The sequence below is a fragment of the Sporomusa sp. 246TCP1 genome (assembly GCF_057319775.1).
In genome coordinates, this window is record NZ_CM170492.1 from 3,674,219 (window position 1) to 3,690,195 (window position 15,977).

The 15,977-nt window shown below is 45.5% G+C and carries 12 protein-coding genes; all 12 read right to left on the reverse strand.

Annotated elements, in window-relative coordinates:
- Positions 1 to 386: 386 nt before the first annotated feature.
- A complete protein-coding gene (locus AC1ECB_RS17385; RefSeq protein ID WP_485664955.1) occupies positions 387 to 1,271 on the reverse strand; it encodes a lysophospholipid acyltransferase family protein in 885 nt (294 codons plus the stop codon).
- A gap of 104 nt (positions 1,272 to 1,375) precedes the next feature.
- Positions 1,376 to 2,008 (reverse strand): YjbH domain-containing protein, encoded by a 633-nt coding sequence (locus AC1ECB_RS17390; protein ID WP_485664956.1) that lies wholly within the window; start codon positions 2,006 to 2,008, stop codon positions 1,376 to 1,378.
- Positions 2,009 to 2,176: 168 nt separating this feature from the next.
- Entirely contained in the window at positions 2,177 to 3,196 is a 1,020-nt protein-coding gene (gene lpxD, locus AC1ECB_RS17395; protein ID WP_485664957.1) for a UDP-3-O-(3-hydroxymyristoyl)glucosamine N-acyltransferase, read from the reverse strand.
- Between the two features lie 13 nt (positions 3,197 to 3,209).
- Positions 3,210 to 3,629, reverse strand: a complete 420-nt coding sequence (locus tag AC1ECB_RS17400) for an OmpH/Skp family outer membrane protein (RefSeq protein WP_485664958.1) — start codon at positions 3,627 to 3,629, stop codon at positions 3,210 to 3,212.
- A gap of 54 nt (positions 3,630 to 3,683) precedes the next feature.
- Entirely contained in the window at positions 3,684 to 4,640 is a 957-nt protein-coding gene (locus AC1ECB_RS17405; RefSeq protein ID WP_485664959.1) for a molecular chaperone Skp, read from the reverse strand.
- 108 nt (positions 4,641 to 4,748) lie between these two features.
- Positions 4,749 to 5,219, reverse strand: coding sequence for an OmpH/Skp family outer membrane protein (locus AC1ECB_RS17410; protein WP_485664960.1), 471 nt, complete (start codon positions 5,217 to 5,219; stop codon positions 4,749 to 4,751).
- 84 nt (positions 5,220 to 5,303) lie between these two features.
- The gene (locus AC1ECB_RS17415; protein WP_485664961.1) at positions 5,304 to 6,692 is read right to left on the reverse strand and encodes a hypothetical protein; all 1,389 of its coding nucleotides are present in this window, start codon (positions 6,690 to 6,692) and stop codon (positions 5,304 to 5,306) included.
- Entirely contained in the window at positions 6,655 to 8,376 is a 1,722-nt protein-coding gene (locus tag AC1ECB_RS17420) for a BamA/OMP85 family outer membrane protein (protein ID WP_485664962.1), read from the reverse strand. Before AC1ECB_RS17420 ends, AC1ECB_RS17415 begins: the two co-directional genes overlap by 38 nt.
- A 22-nt stretch (positions 8,377 to 8,398) precedes the next feature.
- Positions 8,399 to 8,989 (reverse strand): hypothetical protein, encoded by a 591-nt coding sequence (locus tag AC1ECB_RS17425; RefSeq protein WP_485664963.1) that lies wholly within the window; start codon positions 8,987 to 8,989, stop codon positions 8,399 to 8,401.
- Between the two features lie 355 nt (positions 8,990 to 9,344).
- Entirely contained in the window at positions 9,345 to 9,983 is a 639-nt protein-coding gene (locus AC1ECB_RS17430; protein WP_485664964.1) for a sigma-70 family RNA polymerase sigma factor, read from the reverse strand.
- Between the two features lie 14 nt (positions 9,984 to 9,997).
- A complete protein-coding gene (locus AC1ECB_RS17435) occupies positions 9,998 to 14,329 on the reverse strand; it encodes a translocation/assembly module TamB domain-containing protein (RefSeq protein WP_485664965.1) in 4,332 nt (1,443 codons plus the stop codon).
- Between the two features lie 289 nt (positions 14,330 to 14,618).
- Complete coding sequence (locus tag AC1ECB_RS17440) at positions 14,619 to 15,962, reverse strand: TolC family protein (RefSeq protein ID WP_485664966.1); 1,344 nt, start codon at positions 15,960 to 15,962, stop codon at positions 14,619 to 14,621.
- Positions 15,963 to 15,977: the final 15 nt, after the last annotated feature.

The following is a 15,977-nucleotide window of genomic DNA, read 5'->3' on the forward strand; positions in this document are numbered from 1 at the left end:
CTATATAATTTATATACATTTTTAATATAATAGTAATGCTATAGTCCACGATACCGTTAACCCTTTGCGTACTTTGGTGTACTTTGTGTCCCTTGCGGTAATAACAGCCTCTGCATTTTTTTACTTTCTGTTATATATAAATAAGCGCTATCGCGCCCTTGAGGATACGGCTCTAACCGCAGAGTACACAGAGAGCACAGAGGGGAGATGTATATCAAGAACATTCCCTCTGCGTACTCTGCGTCTCTGCGGTTCAAAAAACTTATACTTTTTTATCTTACAAAAAAGCAAGTTTGCCCTGTTGGGCTGTCATCGCAATGACCGGGATGGTGGTACCGTTTCCCTTTACAGTCATTGCGAGCACCAACGTGGCAATCTCGCTTTTTCTACTTACAACATTTATCTTTAAAATCAGGCGGCACCGTCTTCCAACGGTTGTGCAGCCAGAACCATTCCTGGGGATGCTGTCTGATATGCTGTTCAATAATTCGGGTCAAGTGCTGGGTAGTATTACGGATATCCTCAGCACGGTCCTCTGTTTTAGTAACCAGGACAGGTGGGTGAAGGATGGCGATGTGGGTACCATCCGGGTTCTCGGTGATAAAGGCCGGTACTATGGGGGCGTTGCCCAGTCTGGCCAGTGCGGCAGCCCCTTGCGGCGTGGAAGCCATACGCCCAAAAAACTCTACAAATACACCACCGCTGTGATTGTCTTGATCCATTAACAAACCGATAATTTTGCCTGATCCCATCAGCTTGACCATTTCCCGCACCCCTTGCTTATAGGTGACATGCATACCGGCTTTGGTACGGTATTCATTAATAAAGGTATCCATGGCAGCATTGGTCTGACGCTGGACTACGGCCACTAAAGGAAATCCATGCATGGCCAGCGCTGCCCCTAGAAGCTCCCAATTACCACTATGTGCGGTAGCCAGTACAACTCCCCGTCCCCTAGCAAGCGCAGCTTCAAGATGCTCACTGCCTCTAAGGGTGACATACTTATTAATGTTGTCTTTGTTCAGTCTGGGCATGTGGAGTACTTCCATAAACATCGGTCCAAAACGAATTCCACTGGTCTTAGCTACGGTTGCCGCTTGCTCCTCAGTAATGCCAAGACCACGGCTGATGTTATCAATAGCCATCTTCCGGCGCTTTTTCGATACCAGCGGCCAACAAAGCCTGCCAATAGCCATACCCAGGTTACGCCGTAAAGCTCGCGGCAAAATACATACAAAACGGCTTACTATTTTTACCAGATAATACAACACTTTTTGTCCCTCCTCGAAGCTACGGCAGGGGAGCATCGGGACGGTTCTGCCGCTTCTTTTTTAGTTTTCTGGGAGCCTTGGGACGGTTCCACAGTCCCCCCTTTTTAGTAGGTAAAGCTGGCACCAAAGTAAGTCTGATGCTCGCGGTGGCCAACATCAACTTTAAGTCCAGGCACTACTGCCACACGCGCGCCATAATTCATGTCATTGCCATCCCATTCGGCAATCAGCGTTGTTGCCGGAAAAACATTGTTGCCGGTAAGTATGCCTAGTGGGTTAATGGTCTTTTCCACGGCAGCAAATACGCCATCATAGCGGCCATTGCCAATACCGGCATGAATACGGAATCCGAAGGGTAATGCTTTGCTGGCAGATACATAGGCTGTGCGCTTGTCTAAATCGGCAATATCTTCAACGCCAATAGCCACACCTGGGGTTAAGACGGTTTCCGGAACCAGACCATACTTAGCATTAACATAGGTGTGATCTTCGCGACCGGAGTCGTTATCATAACGAAATCCTGCTGCACCAACTTCAAGTTTGCCAGTCAAATTCATAGTAAAGGTACCAACACCACCATCTTTTAAATGATGGTATCCCAAAGAGAATTGCCCCTCCTGCAGAACATCGGCAGAAGGAGTATTAATCAGGCCTGTTGAGCCATTGACAGAAGGTGCCGCGAATACAGGCGTCGCCGTCAAAAAAAAGGTTATAGCCGCAAAAATTGTTTTTTTCATGAGTGGTTCTCCTTAATAGAAGTGTAGTTTTTATGGTACGAGTTTATATGTATTCCCCATAAGGCTCCCAAATCCTGCTTACCATCACTGCGTAATTTATGGAATTTAAAAAACGGTTATGGTGTATCATTTTGAGTGATACACCATAACCGTCCACTGCATTCTCACTTACTTAGGTTCCAGTTGCGCAAGTCTTTGTTCGAGTTTGCGAATTTTTTTAACTAGTTCCGGCAGGTGACCGATGGCGGCTTCGGAACGAAGCCATTCCTGGTGCGGGCGGGCAGGAAAACCGGCACAGAAGGAATTAGCAGGAATATCATTAATTGGAGCGGTACGGGCGGCAAATACACAGTTGTCACCAATGGTTATATGCCCGCTGCAACCTGATTGTCCGGCAAAGGTAACATTATTGCCGATTTTGGTGCTGCCGGCAATGCCTGTCAGTGCCACAAAGAAGCAGTTTTCACCAGCTACTACATTGTGAGCCAAATGTACCAGGTTATCAATCTTGGTGCCTTTTCCAACAATGGTACTGCCGGTTGTGGCTCTGTCCAAACAAGAATTGGCACCAATTTCAACATCATCTTCAATGATGACATTTCCCACTTGGGGTACTTTTTGATGGCGGCCACCAACAGTGACAAAACCAAAGCCATCGCTGCCGATGACAGCGCCGCTTTGAACAATAACCCGGTTACCGATGTGACAGGTTTCACGTACGGTGACATTGGGATAAATGATTGTATCATCACCCACAGTCACATCCCTGCCAATATAAGTATGGGAGTAAATAATGGTATTATTGCCGATTTGGACATTATCTTCAATGACGGTATGGGCCATAATAGCCACCGCTGTTCCCAGTTTTACATTAGTCCCAAGAACAACGGTCGGATGGATACCGATAGGTATCGCCGGTTTAGGAGTAAACAAAGCAAGTAATGTGGTAAAGGCCATCCGGGGGTTAGTTACCCGGATAGCCGACTTGGGAAAATCCTCCATTGTATCAGGAATGATTACCGCTGCGGCGGCGCATTTAGCGGCTTTGTCAAGATGAGGAGATACAGCAAAGGTAATGTCACCAGGGCCTGCATCCTCAATGTTTGTTATACCGGTAACCTCCCTGTCAGCGTCACCAATGACTGTTCCGTTAACCAATGCGGCAATCTCAGCTAATGTTTTTTTCACTGGACGCCTCCATTTATTGCATTTTCTGAATAACGGCATCAGTTATATCTGTACCGCCTGTAGCTACACTGTTTTTATAAAGTACAACGCCCATCTTTTTCTCTTGGCTTACTTGCTCAATGGCCTGTTTGATATTAGTGTCAATCTGGGTTTCCAGCTCTTGTTTGGTTTTTAGAAATTCACCATATGCAGTTTCCTGGCGTTTTTGAAATTCTTCCGCGCTGATACTGGCTTTGTCTTTTTCCAGTTGGTCACTCAATTCTTTGCCTTTAACATTAAGCTGATCTTGAAACTGTTTAATTTTCGGGCTGTCAGACATAACTTTATTTACATCAAGAACACCAATGGTCGTTTGGCTATTACAACCTGCAAGCGCCAAACCAGCAACAAAAACAAGTACTAACACCAAAGCAATTCTAATTTGCTTATTCATGAAAAACTCCTCCTTTGGAACCCTCATCACTTAATTATAGTATATGCACGCAAATTATTTCTTAAACGCGGCAATCACCGCGTTAGTAATATCAACAGCCTTAACATTAACTTGATATCCTGTCAATACAGTGTCCAAACGGCGTTCAATTGCCACTTTGGCCGTTTTATCACGGATATCATTTAAAATAGTTTCTTCAAGCACATTGATTTCTTGTTGTTTCATGCCCAGTTGCTGCTCTAGCTGCTTATTAGCCGCAGCTCCATCCGGGGGTTTTATTGCCTGGGCTATTGGGGCAGACAAATTGGCAGTTTGAGCCAGTATTTTGGCATTGAGCTCCGCATTTACTTGTTGGGCATAGGCGGCAAGTTCCTGCTCGATAGCAGCTTTTTCAGGTGCTAGCAAAGCATCTAAGCTTTGACCCAACTCATTTTCTTTGGCTGCCAGTTTTTGGGCTTGCTCTGCTTTCAACGCATCCAGAATCTTTTTTGCTTCAGCCGCTTGTTTTTCATCCAGCCGGACAGTTTGTAATTTTAGCTGTTGATTAAAAATCTGTGGCTGATATTCCTTATCCAGTTCCTGGGCATAGGCCTTAAGCTCAACCGATAGTTCACCATGAACTTTATCAGCTTTTTTGGCAAGCTTAGCCTGCAATTCTTGTTGTTTTGCTGCCATTTTGGCATTAAATTCCTGTACAGCTGCGGTTTGGAGTCCATCAGCAACACTGCCTTGCAGATCCATGACTGGTGTTTCTGTGGCATTACGCGCTTGATTAACTTGCCCGCTTAGTTGTTGGCGAAGGGTGGCTGCCTGTTGTTTGAGTTTTTGCCACTCCTGATATTTAGGATGAGCATTTACGGCCTTATCCATGTCGATTACGCCAACTTGGGGCACTTCGGGGGGCTTGGTTTCAGGTGTCGCCGAACGGGAACAACCTGCAAAGAAAGCAGTACTAAGGATCAGGATTACCAGAAACCGTATTGGTGTTGTTTGTTTTTTAGTTGTAAACACCAAATCACCCTCTCTAGTGTTAAGGTTCAGGATTACAGGTTTGTTTACGGTAAGGCTAAAGCCGAGCACAGACTAAACCGGCTCGGCTCAATTTACCGGAACCTTATATTATTTGCCGGTAATTTTTTTGCTAACATCGTCTGTCAAATCCTGGGCACCATAAACTACGTTGCTGACATCAAATACGACAGCAATTCCTTTGGCATCAGCTACTGCTTTGATGGCTGCATCCACTTTGTCCTGAATTGGTGCAAATAATTCTTGTTGTCTCAGTTCAAGCCGCTGCATAGTTTGTTTGTAATAGTCTTGTTTTTCTTTATCTGCCATATTAGCTGATTTGGATTCAAATTCGACTCTTGCTTGTTCTACTTCGGTTTTCATGGTTTCTTCTGCTTTGGCCAGATCAGGATGCTGTTGTACTAGTAGCGACCTGTTTACTTTGCCGATATTAGATTCACTACCAGCTTTAGCCGCATGGCCTGTACCAGTTTGAGAAAGCGCCAAACCAAAGACCCCCAGCAAGAATACTGCAGCTATCGTAACAGCAACCATTTTAGCAACTTTTTTGTTTTTAAACACTTTTTTTCCTTCTTTCCTGCCACCTGGCAATAAATTTTCTCCTCCACTTACCAATTATAACAGGCCCTACCCTATTCAGCAAGTCTACAAATTGGCTATCATTCTAAGCCAGTTTTCTTTTTCAGTAATAACATATTCAGCACTTAGAAACTCATGCAGCTTATATCTGACCCCAAATTCGTAGTAATCAGTTTTAGGCATATCTTCCAGACGAATCGTCCAGTTGGGGCCAAGGTAGTGATTAAGCCATAGAATACTTCCATTTTCTGAAATATTGTACTTTAGACCGGCTACAGTATTTTCAGTAAATTTATGACCCCAGCCTGGTTCAAACTCCCAATTCATGTTATTAGGGACAAACTTAATTTCCATAAAAACTTCATCCCGGCTGCCGGTAAATTTACCAAAATGAAGTTTCGCCAATGTATTATCTTTCTCTCGCCCCATATCCAGACTGCCTTCGAGAATTACCCGGTATTTGGTAGTTTCGGCCTGAAGTGTTATTGCAGTATCAACACCGGGATTTACAACAGGAGTTAATACCAAGCCATACTTTTTAACTATGGGGTGCTTAGCCGCCGTATTTTGTATCTCAGTGGTAAAATACTCTTTATGCCGCTCCACAAAGGCTACCGGCAAACCATGCAGCATGTCCGCCGCTTCACGGACAGGGGGCCTGGCCTCAGCCAGCAAGATATTGGGAATGGTACTAGAGCGCAGTGAAAGTTCAACATTATTAATTGTTGGTCCTGTGGGAATTAGCGATAGTTTGATGCTTGTATGCTGCCCGGCAGTAATCTCAAGATTACTGCGGAATTCCGGTAGTTCGGTTGCCAACCATTCGCGGATAACCGTCTTGGATATTCCGCCTGCCCATTCTACTGAGTCTACAGGCAAGCCGATCAAAACATCGGCAACTTGATCTTCTATTTTACCCATGTCATTTTTGATTAATGTCATTACCTTAGGTGAGAGGCCACCAATGTCAATTTCAAGCGAAATGTCGCGCACGACATCACCCCAGGGTCTAACTGCCACTAAAATATTGGTACTGGTACCCGGAGTTAATCTAACTTGCTCGACTGTATAACCAATAAGCACTCTGTTGAATATATCCCTGACAAGATCTTCATAGTTGGCTTGATTTGTCTCTACATCACTAAGGGTTCGTCCAACAAGAATCTGTTCTCCCACTGTCATAATACTTGCGGTCATTCGCTTGGCAATTCTGGCAGGAGGCGGCTCAGCAGCTGCAACAGTTACCACGATTTTATCCACTGTCTCGGTTTCAGCTGAACCGGCTCCCGGCCATAGGCTCAGCAAAGTGAGAACGCTGAGAACTAGGAGTATCTGGCGTGGGCATTTTCTGCTAATAACTCGCACCTCCCTCTTAGTAAATGAGTCAGGCCAGTGGCCTGACTCATTAGCTAATGTTTTAGAACTGACCGCCAAAGCTGAAGTGGGTACGTCCACCCTCCTCGCCTTTAGCAAAGTCGATACGAACCGGCCCAATTGGCGTTGTCATACGGATACCAACACCAACGCTGGTTTTAAGGTCATCGAGTTTGTAACCGCCACCGGTCCAGGCATTACCAATATCAGTAAATACTACACCCTGAATTTTGCTAATGACCGGGAAGCGATATTCGACAGAACCGGCAAGCATTTTGTCGCCTTTGTATTGTTCATCCTCATAACCGCGGAGTGTATCGGCACCGCCGACTTCAAACCGGTTGGCATCCGAAATATTACCATCGGCATAACCGGCCGTGAGACGGGTAGCGATTACGTGGTTAGGCCCGGTTTTGAAATATTTACGTCCTTCGAGAGTATATTTGTTGAAATTAAAGTCGCCGCCTAAACCGGCAAATTCGGCGGACAGAGAGTACCTTGCTCCCTCAGACGGAGCAAAAACGTTATCCCGCGAGTCAAACACCCGCATTAACGTAATGCTGCGGGTCAGACCATAGTTATCTTTGAGATATTGTGGATCATTAAAATAGTTTTCTCCACTTTCCCATTCTTCATATGTGTCTTTACGGTTTTTAAAGGTGACATAATTTTGGATATATTCACCTGACGGACGGCCCAGGGTAATGTCAACACCTTTACGATTTTTGTCATAGGTTGACTTCTCATCATCAGTGCCGTCATAGTAATCCGTATACTCATTGGTCAAGTTGTATACGCTGAAACTCAGCGAGGTTTGTTTGCTGTCAAGCCAGGGGCGGGTAAAGCTAACTTCATAGTTTTTGTCGCTGGCACCGCCAAACTCCCAGTGAAATTTGACTTTGTCGCCACTGCCCCTGAAGTTGTTGTCACCCACCTCAATAATACCAATCATACCGTCAGATTTGCTGTAACCGCCGCCGATGGAGAAGGTACCTGTTTTCTGTTCAACAACTCCTGCCTCAAGCACAACAGCATTCGGCTCTTTACCAGGATTAAGTTTCATATTAACATCTTCGAAATAACCAAGGTTGTACACTTTTTGCATGCTGCGTTTGGCATCCTTTACATTGAAAGGTTCGCCTGGTTTAACTTTCATTTCACGGGTAATAACATTGGTTTTGGTTTTATCATTACCTTTAACAACAATACCTTCCAATACACCCTCACTAATGGTCAGTGTCAGTACACCAGCCGGGCTCATGGCCACATCAGTTACCTTTGCCAGGATATAACCCTGGTCATGGTAGTATTGTTCAATAGCCCGAACATTGGTGTTAAGGGTTCTGGTGTTCAAAATACTATCTTTGCTGGTAGTCACTAATTCTTTAATTTTGTCTGCAGATACTTTGGTATTGCCTTTAACAACAATGTCGGCTAACTTTGGGTTTTCCATAACGGTATATACCACGTTGACGCCTTCAGGCACTTCATTAAAGTTGGCTACTACATCAAAAAAGTAGCCTAAATCGTAGATAGCCTGCATGTCTTGTTTAACTTTCTCGGCGGTTAAGGTATCACCGGGCTGAATTTTTACCACACCCTTAACAGTGCTTTCGGCAACGTGATTAATGCCGGTAATTGTTATGGCTGTAGCCGTTTTGCCTTCAATATTTGCTGCTGCATAAGCAGGCAGAACTAACGAAGCGGTCATGCTTAAAACAAGCGCAGCAATAACAAGAATTCTGCAGCGTAGAACGTTCTTCATCTATTACCTCCTTATTTATTTGTTATTGGCCTCGCAACGATTGTCCAGCTGTGCGGATTAGCTTGTTAATCTCATCCGTTGTCAGGGGAACTTCTTTGCTTTGGTCGGCATTGGAAGCGGATCTTTTTTGTTCTGATGGCTCCGGACCCTCATAAGTAGACTGTACAGTCTGTTTATGAGTTGCAGGCTGAACAACCGCACCTGTTGTAGCTACTGGTAGTGAGGCAGACGCTACAGCCGGCGGAACTTGGACGGAGCTTTGTTCTACCGCCGGAACTAACTGTTGAGTCTCAGCTATTAGCTGTACTTCCTGTTGCTGGCGCCCTCCCCACCAATAACTGACACCTACTCCGCCAATAGCTACCGTCACAGCCAACCCCAAAGCCAGACTATGCCGCAGCACCGGATATTTGTAGCGCCACTGCCGGGAACGGTTAACTTCCCTGGCATGGGTGAGTTCAGCCTGAGCTAAAAACAAGTTAAGCTCGCCGCGAATGTCTTTGTCTTTGTCAAAAGCCTGTTCAGCCTCTGAAAGCCATTGCTGGGCTGAGTTTAAATGCCTGTTAACATTTTGTTTACAATCCGCCACATTCACCACCCCTATTATAAACACTATTTATACTCCTGTGAAGAGGCCAGATTCTGGTCATTAGCAAACACGCAAATACGGGGAAATATCGCATTTATCTCGATTTTAATCGCTATTTCGGGTAGTTTTGACGTATTTGCTGGTTATTTTGAAGTCGCCTTCGGCGTGTTTGGTAAAACACGCTACCTTAATTTCCGGAAACTGGCGAGAAAGGTTCAGCTGCGAGGCGCACCGGAGAAACGTACAGCGCCACGTACAAGGCGTACGCAAGCAAGCGTTTCGAGGAGCAACACCGTCGCCTACGAAAATACTTTACGGCAGTTTGTGGCAGTAGTCTTGTTATAACAGCCCGTGCAGATGGGCGTTTATCGCCAGTTTCCTACCAGTTTCCCATTAGCTTGGACATCATCCCTCGCAAGCGCCTGATTCCCTGTTTTTGCAGACGATAGATATGTGACAGGCTAACCTCCATTGCAGCCGCCAACTCTTTGGGCTGGCAGTCATCAAGAAACACGCCCTGTAAGACCTGCTGCTCTTTGGCCGGCAGACGATCCATGGCCGTTTTGAGTTGCTCGACAAGATAGTTCTGCTCTGCCTGGGCAGCTACCTCCGCCTGAGCGTCAACTAACAAGTCAGCAATTGTTGTCTGGTTCGCCCCCTCGTTTAGCGGGCTGTCGATATGCAACAAGCTGCCGTCTTCGCCTTTCAGGTGATTAATAATCCGGCCCTTAATGCGATGCACAGCAAACAGGCTAAAAGCTACCCCCCTGGTATGGTCATATTTTTCAACAGCTTCAATGAGTCCCACTGTCCCTTCCTGAATACTATCCAGCATAGCCGGCTCAGGCAGACGCCAGCGCATGGCTGTTTTAAAAACCAGGGGCTGATAGCTTTCGATAAGGCGACGGCGACTTTCCAGGTTGCCGTCCACCTTATAACTCTGCCATAAGCTCTGTTCTTCTTCCGGTAACAAGGTTCGAATATTTTTCAGTTCGGCCAAATACTGACTGAGAATCATGGTATCCACCCTTTTTAGAAATTAGCTCTTGTCTCGATTATGAATAGCCCATTATTCGTTCCCCCAAAGGTTCCTCCGACGGAAAGGCGCTTGTTCAAATCATAACGCAGACTTACACTATTTTTTTGCTGATCAAGATCCATGGTATAGCTTAGTAGCAATTTATCTGTTAGATATTTGCCTATTTCCAGATTGTATCCCTGGAAACTGCTATCGCTATTATCTTGACTTTCCCGACTACTATAGGTATCAAATATTGATGATTTTGCCAGCCGAAACTCATCAACCCCCAAAGCATTTTGCATGGAATTCTCTATCTCGGCAATAAAACGCATCTGCAAGCCGGTATTCAGCAGGTTGACTAACTGATCATGGCCTAACACACTGTCATGTCTGGCCTGACTATTTGATTTAGAAAAATCACCGCCGCTGAGCGTCAATATTGACATAATTTCCTGCTGGCTCATGGCTGGGTCAGAGGTTAAAGTGAGATCCATCGCCGTAGCAGGGCCATTGATCACCAGATCAATGCGGGTTCGTTGCAGTTTGGCGTTAGCCTTTAACTTAATTATCGGTATAATTGAATCGTATTGGGTAAATTCGGCGCTGCCACTTTCAATGTTAAAACGGTTTGTCAGGTATTTTACCGTACCGCGCCTCGCTTCTATGCGACCAGCAGCTCGCGGCTTTTGTAATGTACCGGAAAACTTCACTTTACCCGCAGCCCGGAAATCATAAAGATATGGATTATACATCCGGACTTTATTGCCAATGACTAGCTCGACATTCAGCCCGGTATCCCAAGCAAGCTCACCGCCTTCAGGCACCGCCGGTATATTAACGGTAGCATCTTCAATGGTCAGTTTCCCTGATAGTTGCGGTTTTCCTTTTTCACTAGTTAATGATACCACACCATCTAGCGGTCCGGCAAAGTATTTGTGTTTAATTCCCAAATGATCCAAGCTTAATTTGAGGTTGTAATTATCAAGCGCTAAGCCATTTAGACGGGCAGAACCGTTTAACGCATAGGAACCGCCCCCCATTTGTCCATCAAAGTCGTTTATAGTAATTGTATCATCTTGAAACCGAATATCAACCCCTACATTTTGGATAGGTTCATTAAGGTCGGCCAATTTAATGGTGCCCTTAACTACTGTTAGGTGACCATTTAAGGCAGGCTGGGCCAATGTACCGCCAACACTGATTTCACCGGTAGTTGGACCAGTAGCCCAGGCCACTTCTTTTGTCAGCATCGGCAGTATACTTAGATCCGCATTATCAAGGCGTAGTTTCAGATCCATTCTATCGGTTATATCAGCTTTGCTGCGGCCCTGGCTATTGAGGGCTTTTAACGGTACTACGCCATAGGCGCTGGCTTTATAAGGTCCGCGCGCCAAAAACAGCTGATTAACATGAATACTGCCTTGATTATAGATGAATAACCCGTAAAGATTATCAAATTCAGCGTTAGCAACACTACCGTCTTTGATCTCCAACGATACGGCTACATTGGGGTCGGCTGTTTGGCCGGTAGCCTGGGCATTAAAGCTAAATTTCCCTTTGGTCTCAACGGTTGTATCAAACAAGGCCGGTAAAATTCCGGTCTCAATATCGCGACCACCAAATTCCATATCAATAGCCCCATTCAGATCGGCCTGCCCTCTGGCAACAAGTATCCCATCAACCCCTTGTTTACCCATAAATTTATTGATAGTAATAATTTGGTTAGTAAGCTCAGCATCAATGTCGATACTGTCAAGCGAATAGTTTTTGATCTGTCCCCTGGAGATGGCGCCGCGTAATAGCACGTCGGGATTGGTTATGCTGCCATTTAAGGCAATTTCTCCGTTAAGCCGGCCGCGAATACCTCGCTCCGGTATATTAGCTATCGCCAAAATACCGGCCAATTCACCATTTTCCACCTTGAGCAAGCCGTCAATTTCTTTTGTATTTAGATCAGCAGCCCCCGCGAAAACGTAGTTGCCGGTACCTTGAGCAAAACGGAGTTCGCGTATAGTGGCGTGTCCGTCTTGATACGTTAAGTGCGAAAAAATGTTTTTAATCTCCTGACCGTTCAACAGGACTAGCGGCGCTTCCAGTTGTCCTTCCAGTCTGGGGTTAGCCACAGTACCTGTTACTTGACCACTAATATTCACTTTGCCTATAACTGGGTAAGGGTAATTTACCCGCAGTCTGCCAAGTTTTACATTTTGGGCGTTTACAGCAAAATTTAAACTATTATCAGCTGCCACTGTCCCAGATAGTTTTATGCTGGTACCCAGTGATACTACATCCAGATTATTGACAGTAATAGCACCATCTTTACGTTCATAAGACCCCTCGGCTTTGGCAATAAGCTGACCATACAGACTTCCTTGCGTCAAGATAATTTTTCCTTGAAAGTTTGGATTGCTCAGCGGCCCTGTCAGGCTTAGCTCGTGTTCCACATTGCCTGTTACTTTTAGTTCAGGCATAATCATTCTGGCAAATGTCTCAGCCCGGGCGGCGTGAGACATTACCCCAAGATTAAGCTGCGGCTCAGAGCCTGTCAACAGGATTTTGCCGGTAACTTCATGGCTGGCGGTGCCGTCGGTAAGGAGAACCTGATTCAAAGTTACCTGTTGGCAATCGGCTGTAAGCTTACCTGTAGCTGTTCCTAATAATTGTTCATTGGCCTTTAGGTTGGCAATATCGAAAGTAAGGGCAATGACCGGGGCAGCTGTTGTACCGGTAATTTCACCGTCAAATGCCGCTATTCCGGCAAAATTACTATTTTTCACAATAGCATCGTCAATATCCTGCAATGCTATCCCCTGGCCGCTAACCTTCATTGTCAGCTGCTCTCCCTGCAGCATGCCATTGGCGGCAACATAGCCTGTTGGCAGCGCTGCATTAAAGTATTCTACTGTTGTCTTGTTGCCACTGCGTTCGATGAGAGTTGACATAGTATTGTACGGTATCCCATTGATGTTCCCTGCAGCCAGGGTCACAGCAGCCATACCGGCCATTGATTGCCAGTCACTGCCTTGCCCGCTGACAGAGAGATTGACTTTTCCCCGCCCACTTAGTTCCAGTGGTAGCTCTTGAACAGCAGCTACATCCAAATTTTCACCAGCAAGCTGCAATTGATAGCGGCTGCTGACAATATCGAATTCTCCCTGCCCTTGTACCTGCCCACCAAGCATACTGGCAGAAAAATTATCAAGCGTAAGAATATTGCCGGCAAATCTGAGGTTTGCCTTGGCTGTTTGCAAGGAATAGTTGGCAACTGTCCCCTGCGCTGCAGTAACTTTAGCAGCCACAACCGGATCGCTCAGTGTCCCGGCAACCGTAGCTTCAAACTTAACTATCCCGGTAACCGGCAAATTTCCGTTAATGACCGTCGGATCAAAACCAGGAGATCCTACCTTCAAATCAAACACCGGCTGGTCACCGGCTATGCCGATTTTTCCCAACACAGTCACTGGCTGACTGGCAACAAGCGCATGATTGCCTAATATGTAAACACTTTCATTAGAAAACATAACATCACCTTGCGCCTGCTCAACTGGTATACCTGCCACCTGTGCCGCAAGGTTATCCAGGCCGAATTTCCCGGCATAACGCAAGCCAGTAGGACTGTTAGTAACTGTAACCTCTACCTGTTTGAGCAAACCGGCGATAAAAGTAAGTTCTGTACCGTCAGGTACCAATGCCTGATAATTGACTGGATCCAGCTGCTCTGCTTTGACTGTCAGCCATAGGCTGTTTTTGGAATTGTTAAGCGAGCCTTGTATTTGCAGTGGCGAGGCATTATGTCTGGCGGTCAAAATTGCATCAATGGTTTGACTCCCGTCGATAGTAAACTGACCATCAATCTCATCAAAATCCCATTGGCCTTTGCGTGAACGGACTTGAATACTTGCCTGTTCTAAGACTACATTACCACTAAATTCCGGGCTGTCAGGCTTAGCTTCCTGCTTTAAACATGCCGCATTCCAGGTACCATCAGCTTCTTCTACCAATACAATTGCCGCTTGCGTAAGTGTGATTTTTTTGAGAGCATCCATGGTCGTCTGACCACGCAGCAAAGCAAATACGTTATAGGAAACAGTAACCTGCTTGATAGCCGCCATTTCCCGGCCTTGCTTATCAAATATTGTTACATCATCTACGGTAGCTGAAGTGAGTCCTGCCGTATGCAATTGGCCAATTGTTACCTTGGTTCCCAACGAATTGGTCAACTGGGCAGCTAAGGTTCCTTCCAGTTCAGCAAAAACAGTCTGACTGTGGGTTGACCACCAGCTAAAAACAGCCAGCCCAGCTATAAATACTATTATAAGTAAAGCAATTGCTTTGATTCGCATCGTGCGCCTCCTCGGCTTGTTCGGTACTGCTTATTTCGACGAATCAGTTGCTTCTTCCTTTTACCCCAGCCTGGAAATTTTGCATTACTATTAAAAAAGCGCTATCGTGCCCTTGAGGATACGGCTCTAACCGCAGAGGACACAGAGAGCGCAGAGGGGAGATGTATATCAAGACATTCCCTCTGCGTACTCTGCGTCTCTGCGGTTCAAAAAACTATACTTTATGTATAAAAAAGGGCTGTTTTGACTAGTTATCAAAACAGCCCTTTTAAAATTCACTACAACAAACCTATTTTACTGCTATACCCATAGCCTTATTAAGCTTCGCACGACTGGTATTATAATCGTACAGGGCTTGTACATAATTGGTCTTAGCTGAGGTTAAGGCAACCTGGGAATCAATAACATCAAGATTAGTGCCAACCCCGGCACTATAACGCACTTGAGCAATTTTATAGTCTTCTTCGCCCTTGACTACCGCTACTTTACTGGTCTCAATCCGCTTTTCGGCTTCCAGCATATTGAGATATGCCTGGCGGACTTCAAGCTGCACGCTGTCTTTGGTTTGACGCAGCTGTTCTGTCGCTTTCGTAAGTTCAGCCTTGGAACCTTTGACTTGCGCTTTGACTAAGCCGCCGTCAAACAAATTGTAGCTGGCATTTATGCCAATCGACCAGGTGTTGTTTTCTGTACCTGGAAAATCACTGTCATGCCATTTTTCGGATGCTGTGGCCGCTACCGTTAACTTATTGCCGCTTTCGGCTACTTTAATACTGGTTTTGGCAATATCGACATTGACCTGTGCCTGGGCCAGACTAGGCCGGTTGTTCAAAGCAACCTTAATGCAATCTTCCAGCGTTTTATCAAATTTTTGGTATTTCAGCTCATCTTTAACGATAAGTTCAGTATCAAGCGGCAAACTAATAATATTATTTAAGCTGGATACCGCAAGTTCGTAAGAATTTTTGGCTATAATCAGATTTTGCTCGGCATCGGCTTTTTCCACTTCTGAGCGTAATACATCAGTTTTCGCCACAGTGCCGGCATTATACTGGGCCTCTACATTCTTCAAATGTTCGGCAAGACGATCTAAAGATTCTCCGCGAAGAGTAACCAAATTACGGGTTTGCAAAATACTGTAATAACCGTTTGTAGCATCCAGTTTGATCTGCTGTTGGGCTTCGGTTATACCTAAGTCGGCGACCTTCACTGCCAACTTAGCCTTATCAATAGTGCCTTCGAGCTTACCACCGGTGTATAAAGGCAGTGTCAGGTCAATAGTGTTGGCATAGAGGGTGGTTAAATAATCCGGAATAGGATATTTAGCAACCGATGTTCCATTATAATATAAAGTACTTGATGCCGCCGTCTTATAACGACTAGCATTATGGGATAAGCTTACCGACGGTGCTTTCCCCGCTTTAGCAACGCTTACATCCCAGTTGGCTTTTTCCATCTCTGATTCAGAAATTTTTACAGAAGGATTACTCTTGAGTGCCATTGCGACAGCTTCATCAAGCGTCAATTCTACTGGTGCGGCAAAACCTGGCAGCGATACCGCCATTAGCATCGTCCCTGTAAGTAAGGCTGATACCTGTTTGACCCTACGACTGGATAAGATAAATTTTACCATAATCTTTATATGACC

Excerpts from the sequence above, each read along its gene's own strand:
- AC1ECB_RS17430 (WP_485664964.1), bottom strand. The coding sequence starts at position 9,983 with ATGATTCTCAGTCAGTATTTGGCCGAACTGAAAAATATTCGAACCTTG.
- AC1ECB_RS17420 (WP_485664962.1), bottom strand. The coding sequence starts at position 8,376 with ATGAAGAACGTTCTACGCTGCAGAATTCTTGTTATTGCTGCGCTTGTT.
- AC1ECB_RS17440 (WP_485664966.1), bottom strand. The coding sequence starts at position 15,962 with ATGGTAAAATTTATCTTATCCAGTCGTAGGGTCAAACAGGTATCAGCC.
- AC1ECB_RS17400 (WP_485664958.1), bottom strand. The coding sequence starts at position 3,629 with ATGAATAAGCAAATTAGAATTGCTTTGGTGTTAGTACTTGTTTTTGTT.
- AC1ECB_RS17435 (WP_485664965.1), bottom strand. The coding sequence starts at position 14,329 with ATGCGAATCAAAGCAATTGCTTTACTTATAATAGTATTTATAGCTGGG.
- AC1ECB_RS17390 (WP_485664956.1), bottom strand. The coding sequence starts at position 2,008 with ATGAAAAAAACAATTTTTGCGGCTATAACCTTTTTTTTGACGGCGACG.